This window comes from Tenacibaculum sp. Cn5-46 (genome assembly GCF_022347705.1).
Classification (GTDB): Bacteria; Bacteroidota; Bacteroidia; order Flavobacteriales; family Flavobacteriaceae; genus Polaribacter; species Polaribacter aiptasiae.
On record NZ_JAKRGD010000004.1, the window covers coordinates 180,544 to 201,143 of the forward strand.

Genomic DNA, 20,600 nt, shown 5'->3' on the forward strand with positions numbered 1-20,600 from the left:
AATGGTAAATAAGTATCAACATATCATAGAAACTTATAATAAGGTATCACAGCAATACCATGATAAATTTATGGAAGCAACTGTATATCATCATAGTTACGATAGGCTTTTAAAACATTGTAAAAATGACCATAAAACAATCTTAGATGTTGCCTGTGGTCCTGGAAATATTACTAAATATTTACTTAATAAAAGGAGTGATTTTAAAATTCTAGGGATAGATGCCGCAGAAAATATGATTCAATTAGCTAAAGAACATGTTAAAGATGCTAGTTTTAAAGTTGAAGACTGTAGAAACATTAAATACTTAAATCAAAAATTTGATCTTATTATTTTCGGTTTCTGCTTTCCATATGTCCCAAAAGAAGATTGTATTCAGTTAATTGAAGATGCTTATACTATCTTAAATGAAAATGGATTACTTTATATAAGTACAATGGTGGGTGATTATAATACTGACTCTGGATATAAAACTAGTTCAGATGGAAAAAACAGCTTATATATTCACTACCATAATCAAGAATATTTAGTTGATGCTTTACAAAACAACAAGTTTCAACTAATAGAAAATTACACAAAAAAATACCAAGAAGGTACTACGATTGGTGATACCGACTTATTTTTAATTGCAAAAAAATGAACTATATAAAAATATTTGCTCCAGCAACAGTTGCTAATGTTTCTTGCGGATTTGATTCTATGGGATTTGCCGTAGATACTATTGGCGACGAGATGACTTTTACAAAAACTGTAGAAAAGGGAGTTAAAATAACACAAATAACTGGCGCTAAAGGTTTGTCTTTAAACCCAAAAGAAAATGCGGCAGGAGTAGTTACTTTAGCTATGCTTAAAGAACATTCAGTAGACTTTGGTATAGAAATTACTATGCATAAGGGATATTCACCTGGAAGTGGATTAGGAAGTAGCGCTGCAAGTTCTGGAGGTGCTGCTTTTGGTGTAAATGAATTACTAGGAAAACCATTCTCTAGCTTAGAGCTTACAAAATTTGCAATGTTAGGTGAAAAAGCTGCCTGTGGGACTCCTATAGCTGATAATGTAACTGCAGCTATTTTTGGAGGTTTTGTCTTAATAAGAAGTTATGAACCTCTAGACATTATAAAGCTGCCTGTTCCTAATGAATTACAATTAGTTGCTATACATCCACAAATAGAAGTAAAAACTAAGGACGCTAGAGATGTATTACCTCAAAAAATATCTTTAAAAGATGCTACTACTCAATGGGCCAACGTTGGTGGTCTTGTAAGTGGATTGTATACAAGTAATTATCAAGTAATAGCCAATTCATTAACTGATGTTATTGTAGAACCAGCTAGAAAGCATTTAATTCCTCATTTTGATTTAGTTAAAAATGAAGCTATCAAAGCAGGTGCATTAGGAGCAGGAATATCTGGTTCTGGCCCTACAATTTTTGCATTATGTAAAGGTGAAAAAACAGCTAATAATGTATATGAAGCTATACAAAATGCATACAGTGATAAAAACATTGATTTTAATCTTTTTACATCTAAAATAAATACACAAGGAGTTAAAATATTAGAGACAAAATAAACACAACACAAAATGAAATATTACAGTTTAAATAAAAAATCACCAAAAGTTAGTTTTCAAGAAGCTGTTGTAAACGGATTAGCTCCTGATAGAGGTTTATATTTTCCAGAAAACATCACTCCTTTAGATAAAGACTTTATTGAAAATATTGGAGAATATTCTAATGAAGAAATTGCATATAAAGCTATTCAACAATTTGTAGGAGATGAAATACCTACCAAAACTTTACAACAAATAATTAAAGAGACATTGTCTTTTGACTTTCCTGTTGTTTCAATTGAAGAAAATATTGGAACCTTAGAATTATTTCATGGTCCTACCATGGCTTTTAAAGACGTAGGAGCTCGTTTTATGGCACGTTGTTTAGGATATTTTAATAGAAATAATAACAATAAAGTAACTGTTTTAGTAGCTACTTCTGGCGACACTGGAGGTGCTGTTGCTCATGGCTTCTTAGGGGTAAAAGGTGTAGAAGTAGTTATACTCTACCCTAGCGGAAAAGTAAGTGATATTCAAGAAAAACAATTAACTACTTTAGGGCAAAACATTACAGCTTTAGAAGTTAATGGAGTATTTGATGACTGTCAAGATATGGTAAAAACTGCTTTTCTAGATTCAGAAATAAATCGTGTTTTAACCTCAGCTAACTCAATTAATATTGCTCGTTGGTTACCTCAAATGTTTTATTTTTTCTTTGCTTACAAGCAGATCTATAAACAGCAAAAAGATGTTGTATTCTCTGTTCCTAGTGGAAACTTTGGAAACATTTGTGCTGGTATTATGGCTCAAAAGTTAGGACTTCCAATCAAACATTTTGTAGCGGCTACGAACGTAAATGACACTGTTCCTAACTTTTTAAAAGACGGAAACTATAACCCAAAACCATCAATAGCTACAATTTCTAATGCTATGGATGTTGGAAACCCTAGTAACTTTATACGTATTCAAGAATTGTTTAATAATGATTTAAATGCTTTAAAAAGTACTTTTTCGTCCTATTCTTTTACAGATGAAGAAACACGTAGTGCAATGAAAGCAATACACAAAAAAAGTAATTATATTGCCGATCCTCATGGAGCTGTTGGTTATTTGGGTGTTAAAGAACATCAAAAAGAAAACCCAAATTCTATAAGTTTATTTTTAGAAACAGCACACCCAGTAAAGTTTTTAGATGTAGTGGAAAACACATTAGATATTCAAGTAACTATTCCTGAACAAATTCAATCAATTATGCATCAGAAGAAGAGTGCTATAGCTATAAACTCATATGAAGATTTAAAAACTTTTCTTAATTCTTAAAATAAAAAAAGCCTCAAAATATTGAGGCTTTTTTTAATATTTTAATCTTTCTAAAGTATGCTTTTTATATAAATCTCCAATTGGAATTTCTATAGAATCTATTTCAATATCCTGTTTAGTGTAAGCTGTTACCTTTTCTGAGTTTATAATATACGATCTATGTACTCTTATAAATCTATTATCTAATTTATCTTCAAAAGCAGAAATTCCGTGTTTTATGATAATTTTCGACTTCTCAGTATGAATTTTAATATAATCTTTTATACTCTCTATATATAAGATATCACTTAACTGTACTTTAATATTTTTTTTATTGCTTTGCACAAAAATATGTGTCGATTCTTGTGTAGTTTTATCTTTTTCTTTTAAAACGATCTGTGTATCTAAAAACTTCTCAATTGCTTTAAAAAATCGGTTAAAAACTATTGGTTTTAATAAATAATCAATCACATTTAACTCATAGCTTTCAATTGCATATTCTCTATGTGCTGTTGTAAATATTACTTTTGGTTTATTAACTAAGTTTTTTAAAAAATCTGTTCCCTTCAATAAAGGCATTTCAATATCTAAAAACATTAAATCAACAGTTTCATTTTTTAAAACACTATTAGCTTCAATTGCAGAAGCACAAATTGCCGCAATTTCAAAATCTGGTAATTGGCTTAAGTGTGTAGCAATTAATTCTCTTGCTAACTCTTCATCATCAACAATTATACATCTATATTTTTTCATTTTACTTAAGTATTAACTCCAAACTATAGTCCTTATTTGTTTCATTAACCTCCAAAGAATAAGCATCTGAATATAAAAAATCTAATTGTTTGGTAATATTTTCCATTCCAATTGATTTTCTCTTTTTATTACTATTGTATAAACTTGGTTTAGTATTTTTTAATTTAAACTTTATTTCGGCTTCCGATGCTACTATGATTAAAGTTATAAACCCTTTGTTAATTTCCTGGCTTATACCATGCTTAAATGCATTTTCTACAAAGGTTAATAATATCAGGGGAGCAATTTTTACATCACTTTTAATTTGTTTTTCAAAATTGACCTCTACCCTATTTCCATATCTTACTTTTTCTAAAGCAATATAATTTTCTAACAATTCTATTTCTTTATCTAAAGAAACATAATTGTCTTTACATTGATATAAAATGTAATCTAATATCTCAGAAAGTTTAGCTATCACTTCAGGAGTTTTGTCAGATTTCTTTAAAGCTAAAGCATATAAATTATTTAATGTATTGAACAAAAAATGAGGATTTAATTGATTCTTCAATAAATTAAGTTCAGTTGTTTTCTTTTGTTCTTTCAACATTATAAGATCCTTTTGATCTCTATAATACTTTATCGCTATAAATATAACTGTTGGAAAAAGTACCCATGTAATATTTCTTATGAATACAAAAACCGAAACCATTCTATCTTTTAAAACATAAGGCGGCATTCTCTTATAGATTTCAGGATAACTACTAGCAAAATAATAAACTCTGACTACCCCATATAATGACTGAATTAAATATATGGCTATTAGGCTTAGTAATACAAAAAGGAATTGTCTTTTTTTATTTAAAAATGTAGGAATTAAATAATAAACTATTGTAACACATAATAAAAACTGTAAAAAAACCTTAAATCCTATGTAAGTTACAATATAGGCCTTATCGTGTTCTCTATACCAATATGAACTAAGTAAGTATAGAAACATAATACCCCAAAAAATTGAATTTCTAGTAATATTTTTTGACAGAATATTCTTCATTTATATTAAATACAAGCTTTTCTTTCTTAGAATAATTGCTAAATAAACAAATCTAATAAGAATATTGTTTTATGGTGTTTTTTGTAGACAAATCTTAATTACGAGAAGTTAAATCCTACGTTACAGACAATAAATCGGTTTTATCTGGAAGAATTTACTCTCATTCTTCTCTTTGTATTTGTATGTCTACAAAAAAATATAGCTCTTGTATTTCAAATAAATTGCATCGATATCAAATTATAGAAGCACATTATGAAAACTAAAAAACATTCTTTACTATTAATTACAATACTATTTTCTGCTATTATACTAGCTCAAAAAAAGAGTTCTCATAAATATTTTAGGCATCTAAAATATAATCATGTATCTCCTTACATTAAACTAACAGGGATATTCCCTATTGATAAAGAAACTGCTAAAAACACCTCACATTATGTTTTTACTTATGATAATGATAACAAACTAACTCTTATTACAAACAAGCATTATTTTACTGAAAGAAGACATCCTTTAGGTTCTATAGGAGCTTACAAAACAGTAATTACTTATAAAAAAGGAAAAGAAACTCGTATTTTCTTGGATAAAAACAACAATAGAATTACTAATGACAGAGCTGTTTTTAAAGAGGTATTTACTTTTGATAAAAATGGAAACTATAATCAACTAGAATTTTTCAATCTTGATGACTCTCCTATGGAGTCTAACTGGAAAATTGCTAAATACATTTGGTTCAAAAAAAATAAGATGATTATTGAAAAAAGATATAATCTAAAAAATGAACCTCAAAATATATCTACTTATTTTGAATTTGGGACCACTGGTATGAAGTTTAACAAAGATGGTAGTCCTATTGTAAACTATAATTTAAATAAGGATTTACAAATAACAAACAATTCTTTTGGAGTAGCTTCTTATCAAGATATTTATGATAAAAACGGAAATCATATAAAATATACTTACCATGATAAAAACAACAAACTTGTTATGAATCAGTTTGGTTTTTCTGTAGGTATAAAAGTATATGACTCTATAGGAAACTATATAAAACAACAACATTACGATACTAATAATAAGTTATTAAGGCAAAGAACCATACCTAACAATCAATATGTTTCTTTGAGTAAAAAAGCATCGAAAAAAGATAGTTTGGAAATTAAACGAATCTCTTTAGGTTATTTAATCGCTTTACAAGATTTAAAACCTGAATTAATGAAAGAAGTAATGAATGATAGTTTAAATAAAGTTACTGTTGGATTTAATAGAAAAGTTAGAAAAGAAGTTGCTAGAGCTACCTCTAAAAAAAGAATGATTGAGAATGCTAAAAATTGGAATAAATCAAATACTAAATTCCCTTCAACACCTAATAATCAAATAAAAATATTAGACATATATCATCGAATTGCGACTGTAAAACTATATTCAGATAATTGGGTTGAATATTTACACTTAATCAAGTTAGATGGTAAATGGAGTATTATAAATTTATTATGGCAACATAAAAATGTAAAAATGTACCCTTTTTAAAAACTACTTTGTAAATAAAAAGTCACTTCAAAAGTAGAAGTGACTTTTTTTTAAAATTTACAATTTATTCTTCGCTATTTTGAGTCCTTCCTTCATTAACTTATCAAACTCAGATTTAGGGTACTTCTTTATACCTTCTTCAAAAAACTTAACAGCATTTTTATAATCTTTATGCTTTAAATAGAATTGAGCTAATCTGTTTTTCCAATAGGCACTATCATATCTTCTCGTATCTAAAACATCTTTAAACTCTTCCATAAAAAAGCTGAAATATTTAAAATTGTCACGTCTCCATGCTAACCATATCAATGAATTCTTAGTGCTATTATCTATTTTACCATTACCTCCAAAACGTTTAGCTCTTTCTTTAAAAAAAGACTTTAAATACGGAATTCCTCCCGCTTTTTCATAAGCTTCAATACTTTCAAAGACTAAGGAATCGTAATTATGATAATAATACATAATCCCCTTGTACATAGCTAAATGTGGCATTGTTTCATGTACTTCATCATTAAATAATTCATATTTCCAAAGTAAATTTTCTGGATTATGTTCTTTTAATCCTTTACTAAACGCTTCTGTTGATGCTATATAATAAATATCCTTTTTAGAATTCGCTATGTATAGATACACATCTTTAGTCGATTTAAAATTTTTAATAATCTTCTCAGATGCAAAGCCTCCATCAGTTATAATAGCTCCAGTAAACAATTCGCTTTTTTCTAAAATAAGTTTACTAACATAATATGCTGCCGCTTCCCATCCATATATAATCCGTTCATTCGTAGTTCTAAAGTTACTATCTATGAAACTAATCACTTCTTTCTCTAAAAATGATGTAAACTTTGTTCGCTCATTATTAAACAAGGTTCTTCTTAATGGATTTTTATTTTTAATTCCAACAATAATCATTTCTGGAATGGCTCCAGGAGTTCTTAATGATTTTTGAATTCCTACTCCATTTGTAAAAAACCACTGCCCGTCCAAAATATACATTACTGGATACCTTTCCTTTGAACTATTATAACTATCAGGTAAATAAACCTGAATTTCTCTATTTTCATTTAAGATAGTTGATTCAATTATATAATCAGTACCAATGGTTATCTTATCACCTTTCTTTTGAGAATAAGAATGAAATGTAACCAATAACGTTAAAATTAAAATTGCTTGTTTAACCATAGTTTGAATAGTTTTTTCTCAAATTTAAAAATATAGTTATCATATAGTTAACCTTTTAGTCTCTTTATAAATATTTTAACTAAAATTATAATCTTATTGTATTGTCTACTAAATTTTCATCTGATCTAGTACCATAAGGATCGATTGCAATATATTTTGGCTTTTCTTTTACAATTATTTTTATTTCAGTTTCTCCCTTTTTTATTTGGGTTAACTTATAATGAAGTATGCTACTTTTATTTTTAACTTCTGAAGGATGTTTGGTAAAAACTCCAAGCCTAATAGGTTCATTCAATGAAATTTCTTTTATCTCCCCATTATTTTTTGTTTCAAACCTATTCGCTTTTATTTTTATGGATACTTCATAAGTTCCATTATTTAATTTTTTATAATCACCACTTTCAATACCTAAATCATAAGTGATTACTCTTTTAAACCAGTCATCTACAAGATTATGATACTTAGTTGGAGTTTTCTTATATACACGTTTTAAAAATTCAATAGAAGTTACCTCCAATGTATTTATTCCTCTATACTTATCAGTTAATTCCTTTATAACTTCATTAATTTTTCCTTCTCCAATTAAATCTTTTAAAGCTAACATCACTGTTAATGCCTTCCCATAAGAAATATAACCTTGCCCAAATACTTTATATACTGGTGGTTCTAAGTCACCTGCATAGGCTCTTCCCCTAAAATATCTACTTCTTGCATTTTCTACTAATTCATAAACAGCAGTTTTTCCATATAATTTTTCTAATATTACAGCTTCTGTATACTTTGCGAATCCTTCAGTAAATAATGATCCTCCTGGAACTGGCTTTGAAGATAGAGTGTGCCCCCACCACTGGTGAGCTACCTCATGTATTGTTCTCTTAGCAACTAAATTAAAAGCATCCTCTTCTCTTATATCGCATAAATACAATCGATCTTCTACCATACTAATAACTCCAGGATGTGCAAATCCTCCAAAAGACCAATGTGAAGGTACTTCAGCTATTCTTATATAATCAAAATTGTATTTTCCAAAATTTGCTTGACAATAATCTAAAGTTTGTTTAGTACTCTCTTCTATGTCTTTTATATTAAAATCATGATTTTCATCAAAAAACTGCTCTATTGAAACCCCTTTATAGTTTACCTTTTTAGTTTTATATTTTGCTGAAAAATATGCAACCATTGGTATCACTTCCCCTTTAGTTTTATAATGATAATAACTTCTATTATTCTCTGTCCATGTTTTCAATAATTTACCTGAACTTATTCCTGTTTGATTTTTTGCAGTAGATAATATAACTTCAAATGGAATTTTTTCATTTTTGTAATCTTCAAATTCAATATGAGTATCGGAATTATCTTCTTCTTTTCTTTTAGGTAAATTTCTTTTTTCTCGTTCTATTTTATCTGAAATTTCTAAATTGGCATTATATCCTAAAACAGGTTCAAAACTTTGATGCATTATATAAGTTCCATTCTTTAGAATTGAATTATCTTCCTCATATACTTTCAATGACTTACTTATTTCATAAGAGTATTTTATAGAATCATTAGGCTTTAATGGAGTTTTCAGTTTAAAATTATAAGTTCCGTAATTGGTGTCATGATTTACTAAACTTGCATTTTCGATAGTAATATCTTGCAATGGCATTCTCTCTGTTATAAACACTTCTTTTAATGGCTCATCACTTTTGTTTTTCAATAAATAATAAGCCTTAACAGTATATTTTTGATTTTCGGGATAAATAGCTACTTCTGTTTTTATTGAAACAGGATATAAACGATCTAAACTTTCATATTGCTTAAACTTACGTTCATAATTTTCTCTAAAACTTAGTCTATCTTCTACAGTAACATAATCAGAAATAATATTGGTATTTCTATATATAAAACTTGCACTGCCTACAAATAATACCAATAAAACTAAGCTAATTACTTTTTGAACTTTAGTCCAATTATACTTAAACTCATTTATTTTACTTAAAAAACTTGTATTACTTCCTCTATGCCATAACTTAAAAGAAAGTACTACTAACAAGCTCCCTAAAGTTCCCCAGTATATTGCTAAATGATGAAACATTTTTACCCCATAAACACCATTCATATTAGTATATGCTGCTCTTGGCATAAAACCAATGCTAGTTAAAGGGTGTTCCAAACCAAGTAGATTAGCTTTAAAACTTAAAATAACTAGTAAACCAGAAATTCCCATTCCTAAATACTTACTTTTTGCTATACTATTTATAAATAATATAATCATACAAAATATAGCTAATTGTAATCCGTAATAATAGAATAGAGAGAGATATACCCCAAATTCAAAATTTGTATATCCAAAACTTATCTGAAACGCAATACACATTAAAATTCCAGTGACTATTAAAATAATTGGTAATAACAGTATTGCAAAAAACTTAGATAGAAAAAACACACTGTTTTTAATTGGAGTAGCATCTATGATAAGATTAAAGTTTAAGTTTCTTTCTTTCCAAATTATTTCTGAGCTATAAAAAACAATTAAGATTAAACTAAAAATAGTTAATGGGTCTATAATCAACTCAATAAGTTCATTTGTATAGGGATATAAGCTAACATTATATTCTCCTCCACTTGTAATAGTTGAATATAATTCAGAAAAAATAATAAAAAGCCACATTAATAACACTGCTAAAAAAGGTAAGCTTTTAAAAACGCTTTTTAGTTCCAACTTTAACAAAGAAAAAAATGCTAATTGTTGCGCTTTAAAATTATGAACTGTTTTTAGGGGATTATATACTGTTTGTTGAACATTACTTATTTGTTCTATCTTTTCTTTTTTTACTTTCTTCGTTATTTTTCTAAAAGAAAATATTTTATAAGTTATTAAAAGAAAAATTAAACTACTTGTAATCCAAACGAATCTATTTAATAAAAACAAGCCTGAAAACGACAATAATTGAGTATTCTTTTGATATGGTGTCCAATATTGAGTTTGTTCAAAAAAAGTTGCAATTCCAAAAGGATCTAAAACTGCTGCCAAACGCATTGCTTCTGGTGAAGCAGGAACCGATTGAGCTAATAGAGGGGAATTTAAAAACATAGAACAAACAAAATATAGCATGTAAACAAATACTGCACTTGCATAAGTTGCAACACTATTCTTAGTAATAGTACTCACAGAAAAAATTACGGCTGAACAAATAAAAATATTTGGTAAAATCATATACAGCCATGGCTGTAAATAAGTTAGTATTTGAAAATCTCCAATACGCTCAGGATCTAAATCAAAAAAAAAGTTTCCTACTATATACCCTAGCATAAAAGGACTGAATGCTAAAACACTAAAAAGAAAAGTTCCTAAAAATCTACTCCAGAAATAATATCGTTTTTTAATTGAAGAACTATAAATTAATCCTTCCATATGATATTGTTTATCTCTTAGCATTGCACTAATAGCAAAAAACATAATTATGAATACACTTCCTAAAGTAAAAATCCCTGTATGAAAATATACCTGATAAACTGCATTAAAGTTTACTCCTTTTGGCGCAAATCCTTGTTTTCCTATAAAAATTCCTAAAACGAAGAATAAAAGAACAAACAATGGAAAAGCTTTTTGCTTTAATTGATAAAAAAACTCAAAATCTAATAATTTTCTAAACATAGCTTACTTCTTTTTTTGGTTATATAGTGTAGAGAAATAATAATCTTCTAAACTCGGATTAATCATTTCAAAATCTAACTCAGGCTTACTATTAGATAAAACCCTAATTTGAGTTTCTCCAGAGATTAACTTTGTTGAAATTATATTGAACTTATTTTTATAAAATTCAATTTCTTTTTTAGCAATAATTTTACTCCACACCTTTCCTTTTACACTCTCAACCAACTCTTTAGGATTTCCTTGGGAAATAATTTTTCCTTCAGAAAGAATTGCCATTCTCGGACACAAATTTCTAACATCTTCAACAATATGAGTTGAGAGAATTACAATAACGTTTTCCCCTATTTCACTTAAAAGATTTAAAAAGCGATTACTTTCTTCTGGATCCAAACCAGCTGTAGGTTCATCCACTATTATTATTTTTGGACTTCCTAATAAAGCTTGTGCAATTCCAAATCGTTGACGCATTCCTCCTGAAAAAGTATATACGGCTTTCTTTCTATGTTGATATAAATTTACTTGTTGCAATAAAGCTTTAACTTGTTCTTTTCGTTCTTTTTTATTTAAAATACCTTTTAATACTGCTAAATGATTTAACAATCTTTCTGCTGAAATTTTTGGATACACTCCAAATTCTTGGGGTAAATAACCTAAGCACTTTCTAATTTCATCTGGTTGTTTTACAATATCTATTTCGTTAAAAAGAATACTTCCTGATGTTGGTTTTTGTAAAGAAGTAATAGTACGCATTAAAGAAGATTTCCCTGCTCCATTTGCTCCTAGCAACCCAAACATACCATTGGAAATTTCAATATCAATTCCATTAAGAGCTTTTACTCCATTAGAATAAGTTTTGCTAAGATTTTTTATTATTAATGTATTCATTTGCAATGATAATTTTTAAATTATATCACGAATGTCTACTGCTATTTTTCTCTTTCAAATAAAAAATGATGTATACCTTTATTTTTATACCATATAAAACAATATTGGCTTTATACCATAGTTGAACATTAAAACATATATGTTTATCTAAAAAATAATACTGTACATCAATATTATTGCAAAAATTCAACAACATTAGTAGCTTTGAAGTATGATTCAATTTATAAAGAAATACAAAGCCTTTTTTATAGCATTAATAATTATTCCTATCATTTATTTACTAGATTTAATTGGCTTTTTAAATGTACCTACTAATAGGCCTTTTGAAGTTTTTCTTGTTACACTATTTTGGTTTTTAGTCATTGCGCTTCCAATTCATAATTACCATTATCTAAAACATAAAAAAAAGACATTTATTAAAATAGGAATTTTATTACTTCTCTTCTTTTTTGCATTACTAGTAGATACCTCTATGAAATTACCAGATAATCCAATAACATTTATTTTATTAACTGGATTTTGGTTAGGAATAGCTTATTTATTAGTTCCTTCATTCATTTTAAAATATTGGAAATTTATTCTATTTCTTTACCTTCCTTTATTTATCTATTTCCTTTATTTACGCTTGTTTTCTGGTGATTTAGAAGCTTATCTAAAAATTAAAGAAAATTCTCCTTTTTACATATTCTTTATTCCAATTCCTCTTTTCTTTTTTCTTTGGGTTTTTGAACAATGGAAATGGTTGCAAAACCTAAAAGCTGAAAAAACAAAAACAGAATTATCTTTATTAAGAACTCAGATAAATCCTCATTTTTTCTTTAATACTTTAAACAACTTATATGCTTTAACAGTCAAAAATTCTAAACAAGCCCCTGAAGTAATTTTAAAGCTATCAGACATGATGCGTTATACTATTTATGAAGGAGAAAATGAGAAAGTAAGCATTAAAGAGGAAATTACATATTTAAAAAACTATATTGAATTACATAAAATTAGGTATAAAAAAACCGTAGATATTTTATTTAATCATAATGTAGATCCTGAATTACATATTGCTCCGTTATTATTTATTATTCTTTTAGAAAACGCTTTTAAACATGGAATAGAAACACTTACAGAAGATGCTTTTGTACACATAAATCTATATGAATCTAACAATTATATTTGTTTTGATGTTGAAAATAATTTTGATTCAAAGGAAATAAACAAGTCAAATGGAATTGGTTTAAATAATTTAAAAAAGAGACTATCATTGTTATATAATAATCAACATGAATTTTCAATTAAAAAAACCGAAAACATCTATAAAACTACTTTAAAAATAAAAAAGCATGTTTAAATATATTATTATTGATGATGAACCTTTAGCGCATGAAATTATAGAAGAATTCTGTAGCATGTTACCACATTTACAATTGGAACAAAATTGTTATAATGCCATAGAAGCTATAAAGTTTTTAAATGAGAACACTGTTGACTTTATGTTTTTAGACATCAACATGCCTAAATTAAAAGGTTTAGACTTTCTAAAAACATTAACAAATCCACCTAAAACAATTATTACTACAGCTTATAAAGAGCATGCTATAGAAGGCTTTGAATTAAATGTAGTGGATTATATTTTAAAACCATTCAGTTTCGATCGTTTAGTAAAAGCAATTAATAAAATTTCCAAATCGCAAGAATCGAAAACTACTATTAAAGAAGTTAATAATACTAATGCTCCATCTAACCGTCTTTTTGTTAAGGGAGACAAAAAACATCATCAAATAGACTTAAAAAACTTACTATTTATTGAGGCTTATGGAAATTACACTAAACTTTTTTTAAATGACGAAATGATTATAAGTCATGAAAAAATATCTCACTATGAAACTATTTTAGATTCTTCCCTTTTTTTAAGAGTACATAAGTCGTTTATCGTAACTGTAGATAAAATAAAATTTATTGAAGGAAACAGAATCATTATCGATAATCATAAAGTACCAATAGGACAAACTTATAAAAGCACTGTAAGTAAGTTATATAATTAACTCTTTCACTTTTTTTTCATAGATTTATGGCAAACCGCTTACATTTATGCAAAAACCTACAGAAATTACTCGCCTTTTTGATTTTCCTTATTACCAGTTACATACATATCCACAACAAAAATGCTTAGTTTACAAAGAAGAAAATGCTTGGAAAAATATCTCTACTCAGAATTATATAGAACAAGCTAATCAAGTAAGTAGAGCTTTATTAAAATTAGGAATAAAAAAAGGAGATAAAATAGCTGTAATAACATCTGTAAATCAACCAAAATGGCATATTTTAGATATAGGTGTTATGCAAATTGGAGCCATAAATGTACCGCTATATCCTACATTCTCTGAAAAAGATTATGCATATATTTTAAATCACTCTGATAGTGTATTCTGTTTTGTTTCTGATGATGAATTATATCAAAAAGTAATCAAAGTTCAAGATCAAACGCAAATTAAAAAAGTATACACTTTCGAAGAAATTGATACTGATTATAGCTGGACTTCTTTCTTATCTCAAGGAAAAAATAATGAATTACAGTCAACTGTAGAAAGCTCAAAAAATAATGTGCAACCAGAGGACTTAGCTACTATCATTTATACATCAGGAACTACAGGTACTCCAAAAGGAGTTATGCTTTCACATCAAAATGTAGTAAGTAATATTTTTGCTGTAGGTAATTCTTTAGATTTACACGACAATCGAAAAAAGGCTATTAGTTATCTTCCTATCTGTCATATTTTCGAACGAGCAGCTTCCTATTATTGTCAATACATGGGCTTTGAAATTCATTTCGCCGAAAGTATTGAGAAAATTGGAGATAATTTAAAAGAAGTTAAACCTAACTTTATGGCAGTAGTGCCAAGATTATTAGAAAAAGTTTTTGATAAAATTGTAGATAAAGGAAGTAACTTATCAGGTATAAAAAAGCGTTTATTTTTTTGGGCACTTAAGCTGGGGGAACAATACAAACCATATAAAGCAAATGGTTGGTGGTATGAATTTCAACTAGGAATAGCTAGGAAACTTATTTTTTCTAAATGGCAAGAAGCTTTAGGTGGTCAGTTAGATTTTATGTTAGCAGGAAGTGCACCAATGCAGCCAAGACTAATTAAAGTTTTTACAGCAGCAGGAATCCCAGTTTTTGAAGGTTATGGAATGACCGAAACATCTCCTGCCGTTTCAGTAACAGATATGCGTAATAATGGATTTAAAATAGGTACTGTTGGAAGAATCATTAAAGACGTTGAGGTTAAAATTGCTAACGATGGAGAAATCTTGGTAAAAGGTCCAAATGTAATGATGGGATATTATAAAAATGAAGAACAAACTAACGAAACCATTAAAAATGATTATTTACATACTGGAGACATAGGAGAAATTGACTCAGAAGGCTTTTTAAAGATTACAGATAGAAAAAAAGAAATTTTTAAAACATCTGGAGGTAAATACATAGCTCCTGCTGTATTAGAAAGTGAATTAAAAAAATCACGTTTTATTGAACAAGTGATGGTTATTGGAGAAAGTGAAAGAATGCCCGCAGCATTAATCCAAGTATCTTTCGAATTTGTATACGAATGGGCTAAAAGACATCATCATACAATTACCGATATTTCTACAGATCAAAAACTGATAAATCGTATTCAAAAAGAAATTGATTATTACAATAAAAAATTTGGTAATTGGGAGCAAATTAAACGATTTGAAATTACTTCAGATGAATGGACTACCGATGCTGGACATTTAACCCCAACATTGAAAATGAGACGTAAAATTATCTTAGAAAAATACAACGATTTATATAAAAAAATATATAATTCACAATAAATCAACCATTAAGCTCAAACTTGTGCAATCGGTCTATTTTTCATAATTTGCAGAGCCCAAAAATTTGAACATATGTCGATTGAAATTACTCGTCTTTTTGATTTCCCTTACTATCAACAAGAAACTTATAATTTAAAAAAAGCTTTTACAACGAAATATAATGGTAAATGGCAATCAATATCAACTCAAGAATATATTGATCAAGCGAATGCTATTAGTAGAGGTTTACTTCGTTTAGGTGTACAGCCAAACGATAAAATTGCAGTAATATCAACAAACAACAGAACTGAATGGAATGTTTGCGACATAGGAATTTTACAAACTGGTGCTCAAAATGTACCTATTTATCCTACTATTTCTAAAGAAGATTACGAATATGTTTTAAATCATTCAGAAGCAACTTATTGTATTGTTTCTGATACTGAAATTTTAGAAAAATTAAATCAAATTAAAGGCAATACAAAACTTAAAGATGTATATACTTTTGATGAAATTTCTGGAGAAAAAAATTGGAAAGAAATTTTAGAATTAGGTAAAGATAATAGCAATCAAAACGAAGTAGAAGAACGAAAAAACAATGTAACTTCTGATACACTAGCTACGCTAATTTATACTTCAGGAACTACTGGTAGACCTAAGGGGGTGATGCTTTCACATGGAAACATTGTTTCTAATGTTTTATCTAGTGAAAAAAGAGTTCCACTTTTATATGGAGAGGAACGTGGACTTAGCTTCCTACCTGTTTGTCACATTTTCGAGCGAATGATATTGTATTTATACCAATATTGTGGAGTTTCAATTTATTTTGCTGAAGCAATTGATAAATTAAGTGAAAATGCTCAAGAAGTAAAACCTCATGTAATGACAGCCGTTCCTAGGTTATATGAAAAAATATATGATAAAATTTATGCCAAAGGAGCTGATTTAACTGGAGTAAAGAAAAAATTATTCTTTTGGGCTATTGAATTAGGACTTAAGTACAAGCCATATGGTGCAAATGGATGGTGGTATGAAAAACAACTAGGCATTGCACGTAAATTAATTTTCTCTAAGTGGCAAGCTGCTTTAGGTGGAGAATTGAAATTAATGGTTTCTGGTTCTGCTGCACTTCAACCGCGTTTAACAAGAGTATTTGCTGCGGCTGGAATGCCTGTTATGGAAGGTTACGGACTTACTGAAACTTCTCCTGTAATCTCTGTAAACGATGTGCGTAATGGTGGTTTTAGAGTTGGTACTGTAGGTCGTATGATAGATGGTGTTGAGGTTAAACTAGCCGATACAGGAGAGATATTAGTAAAAGGACCTAATGTTATGAAAGGATACTATAAAGATCCTGAAAAAACAGCTGAGGTACTAAAAGATGGATATTTCCATACAGGTGATAAAGGAGAAATTTGTCATGATGGATTCTTAAAAATTACAGGACGTACCAAAGAGATGTTTAAAACTTCAGGTGGTAAGTATGTTGTTCCACCTTTATTAGAAGGTGAATTAAAACAATCTCGTTTTATAGAGCAAGTAATGGTTATTGGTGAAGGTGAAAAAATGCCTGCAGCACTTATACAACCAAATTTTGAATTTATTAGAGAATGGGCTGTAAGACATCATGTAACTATAGGCGATAATGAAGATTTAATTAAAAACCCTAAAGTTATAGAACGTATTCAAGAAGAAGTATCTCTTTGTAATTCTAAATTTGGAAAATGGGAGATGATTAAAAAGTTTGAATTAACATCAGAAGAATGGTCTATAGATGGTGGACACCTTACTCCTACCATGAAAATGAAACGAAAAATAATTAAAGAAATTTATAAAGATTTATACGATAAAATTTATAATAACTAATTTTACTAAAGTGTTGTGTAAGCAACACTTTTTTCTTTTTAATATATGACTAAGTTTATTCATTTTACATCTAGTATAAATGCTATTTCATTACCTCAAAAATTTGATTATCCTCATAACTATTCCCCTCACAAGTTAGCTATAATAGCTGCAAATGAATTACAAGAGTATTTAAAAAAACAAACAGATTTTGAGCATAACTTTGGAATAGAAAACAATACAGCTAAAGATGCTTTAGGTAAAATGTTTGGTGTTTTAGTAGTAAAAAACTCAAACGAAGAAATAGGCTATTTAGCAGCTTTTTCAGGAAAAATTGAGAATAGTTCTGTACATCAACATTTTGTTCCGCCTGTTTATGATATACTAGATAAAAATGGTTTTTATATACAAACTGAAAATAAACTCAATCAAATTAACCAAGAGCTTTTTGAACTAGAAAACAATACTCAGTTCATAACAATTAAAAGTGATTACAATACACTTTCATTAACTAATGAAAAACTTTTAAACGAAGAACACTCTAAAATAAAAACAAGAAGAAAGCTAAGAAAACAACTAGGTAAACAAAACAATCAATTAAATATTAATGAAGAGTTTTATTTACGAGAGTATGAAGTTTATTTAAAGGCTAAAATCCTTCCTTTAGAAAAAGAATTTTTAAGCTACCAACAAAAAGTTAATCAATTAAAAAAACAACGAAAAAAACTTTCTGCTTGGGTACAAACTGAAATTTTTAAACACTATCAGTTTTTAAATCAAGAAAAGGAAACTCAAAACCTTTTAGATATCTTTAAAAACTCAAAGCAAAACATTCCTGCTGGAGCTGGTGACTGTTGTGCCCCTAAACTACTTCAATATGCTTTTAAACATGGTTTAACACCTATTTGTATGGCAGAATTTTGGTGGGGAAAACCTTTAGCTACTTCTGTAAGAAAGCATAGAAACTTTTACCCAGCTTGTACTGGAAAATGCAAGCCTATTTTAACACATATGTTAAAAGGTATGTTAGTAACTGAAAATCCTTTATTAGAGCAATTATTAGTGAATATAAAGGAGATTACAGTTATTTATGAAGATGATGCTTTAATGGTTATAAATAAACCAGAAGAATTGCTTACAGTAGCTGGTAAAGAAATACAAGATTCTGTTTATCAACGTATCAAAAATAAATACCCAGAGATTACTGGTCCAATAATCGTACATCGCTTAGATATGTCAACCTCTGGTATTTTATTAATTGCTAAGAATGAAGAAATATATAAAGCTTTACAAGCTCAATTTATAAATAAAACTGTGCATAAACGCTATGTAGCTTTACTAGACGGAACTTTATCAAAAAGTAATGGATCCATAAACCTACCTTTAAGAGTTGATTTAGATGATAGACCCAAACAATTAGTTTGTAATGAACATGGGAAACCTGCTTTGACTAAATGGGAAACAATTGAAGTCTATAATGGAAAAACAAAAGTACATTTCTACCCAATTACAGGACGTACGCATCAATTACGCGTACATGCTGCTCATAATTTAGGTTTAAATACTTCTATTGTTGGCGATGATTTATATGGTAAAAAATCTAACCGATTGCATTTACACGCAGAGCATATTGAATTTATACACCCAATAACCAAAGAAAAAGTGAGTTTTACCTCAGCCTGCCCTTTTTAAAACTATTCTACATACTTTGTTTTCTTAAGAGTACTTAAGATAATGAACGATATTAAAAAGAAAATAGCCAAACATAATACACTCCACTGCATTGAGTTTGTAATTGCATATAAAGCACCATAAACAGCGGTTCCTAATACAATTGCTATTTTTTCAGTAACATCATAAAAACTAAAGTAAGTAGCATGATCTTCAGTTTCTGGTAATAATTTAGAATAGGTAGATCTAGTTAATGATTGAATAGCTCCTTGTACCAAACCTAACAAACCTCCTAGTCCATAAAAATATAATTCAACATTCTCTTGACTTTTGTCTAGCATAAATGCTGAAAAACAAACTAGCATCCATATTCCTATAGTAACTTTTAAAGCTGTAAAATTCCCATATCTATCAGAAAATCTTGAAAAGAAAAAAGCTCCTACAATAGCTACTACTTGAACCAATAATATGGTGATTATCATGTTTGTTGAAGGTAACTCTAATTCAGTAGAGCCAAAAATAGCCGCCATTAAAATTATGGTTTGTACTCCAATACTTAAAAAGAAAAAAGCTACTAAAAACTTCTTTAAAGTAGGATAATTTAAAACCTCTTTAAAAACAATTTGCAACTCTCTATATCCTTTCCATATGTAATCATTGTCAGGCTGCTTATTATAAATATCATCTGGTAGCTTACGAAAAGTAATTTGTGCAAAACCAATCCACCAAATTCCTACCATTACAAAAGAAAGTCTAGAAGCCATTCCTGTGGTAATTCCTAAAACATCAGGAAACATAATCATTCCTAAATTGATAATTAATAAAATTACAGATCCAATATAACCATATATAAAACCTTTTGCACTTGCTCTATCCTGTTGCTCTGGTAGTGCTATTTCTGGTAAATAAGCATTATAAAACACCCAACTTGCCCAAAAACCAATACTTGCTAAGATGGTAAACCAAATTCCAATCCATACAGTATCTACTCCATCAAAAAAGTATAATGATGCTACAGACAAACCTCCTAACCAACAAAAGAATTTCATAAACTTTTTCTTACTTCCTGTATAATCAGCAATCCCCGATAAAATAGGTGAAATAAAAGCAACTACTAAAAAAGAAAAAGACAATGCGTAACTATATAAACTATCTGGGTGCTCCCAATCCATTCCTAAAAAACGAACTGTTTTACCTTTGGTTACAGCACTATAATACAATGGAAAAACGGCTGTACTAATTACTAATGAATATACTGAATTAGCCCAATCGTAAAATGCCCAAGCATTAATTAGCTTCTTATCTCCTATTTTATACATATTTATTCTATTCTTTATACAAAAAAAACCGTTCAAAAAAATGAACGGTTTGCAATATAATATAAATTAT

Annotated in this window: 15 protein-coding genes; 9 read left to right on the forward strand and 6 right to left on the reverse strand. The window is 28.4% G+C overall.

The features are described 5' to 3' along the window. Nucleotide 1 precedes the first annotated feature (1 nt). Genes MHN29_RS09790 through thrC form a run of 3 tightly spaced genes read left to right on the forward strand, consistent with a single transcriptional unit; the run spans nucleotide 2 to nucleotide 2,868 of the window. Entirely contained in the window at nucleotides 2-640 is a 639-nt protein-coding gene (locus tag MHN29_RS09790) for a class I SAM-dependent methyltransferase (protein ID WP_235274780.1), read from the forward strand. Then, complete coding sequence (locus tag MHN29_RS09795) at nucleotides 637-1,569, forward strand: homoserine kinase (RefSeq protein WP_235274779.1); 933 nt, start codon at nucleotides 637-639, stop codon at nucleotides 1,567-1,569. The genes MHN29_RS09790 and MHN29_RS09795 overlap by 4 nt, the downstream gene beginning before the upstream one ends. A gap of 12 nt (nucleotides 1,570-1,581) precedes the next feature. After that, nucleotides 1,582-2,868, forward strand: coding sequence for a threonine synthase (thrC, locus tag MHN29_RS09800; RefSeq protein ID WP_235274778.1), 1,287 nt, complete (start codon nucleotides 1,582-1,584; stop codon nucleotides 2,866-2,868). Between the two features lie 33 nt (nucleotides 2,869-2,901). Here the strand turns inward: thrC and MHN29_RS09805 are convergent, their stop codons facing one another. Both MHN29_RS09805 and MHN29_RS09810 read right to left on the reverse strand, forming a co-directional pair. After that, nucleotides 2,902-3,600 (reverse strand): LytTR family DNA-binding domain-containing protein, encoded by a 699-nt coding sequence (locus tag MHN29_RS09805; RefSeq protein ID WP_235274777.1) that lies wholly within the window; start codon nucleotides 3,598-3,600, stop codon nucleotides 2,902-2,904. A 1-nt stretch (nucleotide 3,601) separates the two neighbouring features. Further along, complete coding sequence (locus MHN29_RS09810; protein WP_235274776.1) at nucleotides 3,602-4,633, reverse strand: sensor histidine kinase; 1,032 nt, start codon at nucleotides 4,631-4,633, stop codon at nucleotides 3,602-3,604. A gap of 252 nt (nucleotides 4,634-4,885) precedes the next feature. Between MHN29_RS09810 and MHN29_RS09815 the strand changes: the two genes are divergently transcribed. Further along, a complete protein-coding gene (locus MHN29_RS09815) occupies nucleotides 4,886-6,157 on the forward strand; it encodes a nuclear transport factor 2 family protein (protein WP_235274775.1) in 1,272 nt (423 codons plus the stop codon). A 57-nt stretch (nucleotides 6,158-6,214) separates the two neighbouring features. On the opposite strand, the gene MHN29_RS09820 is transcribed toward MHN29_RS09815, so the two are convergent. The 3 genes from MHN29_RS09820 to MHN29_RS09830 all read right to left on the reverse strand — a co-directional run bounded on the left by MHN29_RS09820 (nucleotide 6,215) and on the right by MHN29_RS09830 (nucleotide 11,864). Further along, on the reverse strand, nucleotides 6,215-7,339 hold the full coding sequence (locus MHN29_RS09820) for an alpha/beta hydrolase-fold protein (protein ID WP_235274774.1): 1,125 nt from the start codon (nucleotides 7,337-7,339) through the stop codon (nucleotides 6,215-6,217). Nucleotides 7,340-7,424: 85 nt separating this feature from the next. After that, nucleotides 7,425-10,979: a M1 family aminopeptidase gene (locus MHN29_RS09825; RefSeq protein ID WP_235274773.1), complete on the reverse strand. Its 3,555-nt coding sequence runs from the start codon at nucleotides 10,977-10,979 to the stop codon at nucleotides 7,425-7,427. 3 nt (nucleotides 10,980-10,982) lie between these two features. After that, nucleotides 10,983-11,864 (reverse strand): ABC transporter ATP-binding protein, encoded by an 882-nt coding sequence (locus MHN29_RS09830; protein WP_235274772.1) that lies wholly within the window; start codon nucleotides 11,862-11,864, stop codon nucleotides 10,983-10,985. Between the two features lie 211 nt (nucleotides 11,865-12,075). Here MHN29_RS09830 and MHN29_RS09835 point away from each other — a divergent pair, with 211 nt between their 5' ends. The 5 genes from MHN29_RS09835 (at nucleotide 12,076) to MHN29_RS09855 (ending at nucleotide 19,232) form a co-directional block, all read left to right on the forward strand. Beyond that, on the forward strand, nucleotides 12,076-13,203 hold the full coding sequence (locus MHN29_RS09835) for a sensor histidine kinase (protein ID WP_235274770.1): 1,128 nt from the start codon (nucleotides 12,076-12,078) through the stop codon (nucleotides 13,201-13,203). Further along, nucleotides 13,196-13,897, forward strand: coding sequence for a LytTR family DNA-binding domain-containing protein (locus tag MHN29_RS09840; RefSeq protein ID WP_235274769.1), 702 nt, complete (start codon nucleotides 13,196-13,198; stop codon nucleotides 13,895-13,897). Before MHN29_RS09835 ends, MHN29_RS09840 begins: the two co-directional genes overlap by 8 nt. A 46-nt stretch (nucleotides 13,898-13,943) precedes the next feature. Then, nucleotides 13,944-15,716 (forward strand): long-chain fatty acid--CoA ligase, encoded by a 1,773-nt coding sequence (locus MHN29_RS09845; protein WP_235274768.1) that lies wholly within the window; start codon nucleotides 13,944-13,946, stop codon nucleotides 15,714-15,716. Nucleotides 15,717-15,788: 72 nt separating this feature from the next. Next, nucleotides 15,789-17,561, forward strand: coding sequence for a long-chain fatty acid--CoA ligase (locus tag MHN29_RS09850; protein WP_235274766.1), 1,773 nt, complete (start codon nucleotides 15,789-15,791; stop codon nucleotides 17,559-17,561). 45 nt (nucleotides 17,562-17,606) lie between these two features. After that, nucleotides 17,607-19,232: a pseudouridine synthase gene (locus MHN29_RS09855; RefSeq protein ID WP_235274764.1), complete on the forward strand. Its 1,626-nt coding sequence runs from the start codon at nucleotides 17,607-17,609 to the stop codon at nucleotides 19,230-19,232. 2 nt (nucleotides 19,233-19,234) lie between these two features. Here MHN29_RS09855 and MHN29_RS09860 read toward each other — a convergent pair whose 3' ends face one another. Beyond that, nucleotides 19,235-20,530, reverse strand: a complete 1,296-nt coding sequence (locus tag MHN29_RS09860) for an MFS transporter (RefSeq protein WP_235274763.1) — start codon at nucleotides 20,528-20,530, stop codon at nucleotides 19,235-19,237. Nucleotides 20,531-20,600 lie beyond the last annotated feature (70 nt).